Here is a 1,179-nt window from a genome sequence, read left to right on the forward strand (position 1 = left end):
ATGCATTGCGTGTAATTGACCCGTGGCCGAGATCCGTTGCTATGCAGGATAAATCTGCGTCATTCCCGCGCAGGGGAGTCCAGTCAGCAAAAGCTTAGAATCGTGCCATGAATCTGCGTCATTCCCGCGCAAGCGGGAATCCATCGGCCGGTAACAGAGGGAAGGACCCTGGACTCCCGCTTTCGCGGGAGTGACGAAAGAGCGAGAGAGTGACGAAAAGGGCATGTTTGGTATCCAGATCAAAGGCTCAACACATCAAAAGCGATGATCTGCCGCTGTTCCCTGGAGAACTCCACGCCGATGAGGTGGATGGGCTTGCCCTGCCCCCGGTACTTGTCAGCGTAGCCCTTGTCCTGGAGCTGCCGCAGCGCCTTGCCCTCCGGCACCTGCTCCACCACCTTGAACTCGAACAGATAGATGTGGCCATTGAAATCCACGGTCATGTCCACCCGGCCGGTGTTGCCGGCATCTTCCACGGTGATGGCCAGGCCCAGGGCGGCCAAGTGGCTGTAGAACACGCTGGCATAATGGCCTTCATACTGGGCAATGGGGTTGTTGCGGTACCAATCGTGAGGCAGGCCGGCAAACAGGGCCTTGAAGTGGGTTTCCAGGGCCGGCAGGTCGTGGGCCTGCAGGGCGCGAAACAGACTGATGCGTTGCTGGGTCGCCCTGGGCATGCCCAAGGCCGGGAGCAAGGCCTGGTTGAGACTGGCCTCCACTTCCCGGTTGGGATAGCCCAGGGTGTAAAGCCAGTAACCGGTCATGGGCTGCTCGACCTTGTGCACGGTGAGATACCCGGTCTGGAACAACAGGGCCTCGGTGGCAATCTCGTCCACGTCGAAGCGGCCCAGAAGTGCGGCCTCCGTTTCCAGGGTGTCCAGCCGCGGGGTGTAAAGACCGCGTTCGGCGAGGAGCTTGACCAGGAACGTAGGCGTGGCACTCTCAAACCAGTAGGGCCGGAACTCCCGCTCCTGGAACAGCAACAGTACGTCAAAGGGGTTGTAGACTGAGGGCAACCGCTCATCCCCCCAGCGATAACCATTGTACCAATGGCGGATCTGATCCCGATCCAGGCCCGGTAGTTCCGGCTCAAAGACGGCATCGATGTCCTCGTCGGTGTAGCCGCAGATGGCGCCGTAATCCCGGGAGAGGGTGATGTCACGCAGGTTGTTCAGCCCT

At 60.2% G+C, this 1,179-nt stretch carries 1 protein-coding gene; it reads right to left on the bottom strand.

What is annotated here, in order from left to right:
• Window positions 1-239: 239 nt before the first annotated feature.
• A partial coding sequence (locus LQD11_RS15420; RefSeq protein WP_238618347.1) for a PD-(D/E)XK nuclease domain-containing protein occupies window positions 240-1,179 on the bottom strand: 940 nt, incomplete at its 5' end.

It is taken from the genome of Ectothiorhodospira shaposhnikovii (genome assembly GCF_022227765.1).
GTDB lineage: Bacteria > Pseudomonadota > Gammaproteobacteria > Ectothiorhodospirales > Ectothiorhodospiraceae > Ectothiorhodospira.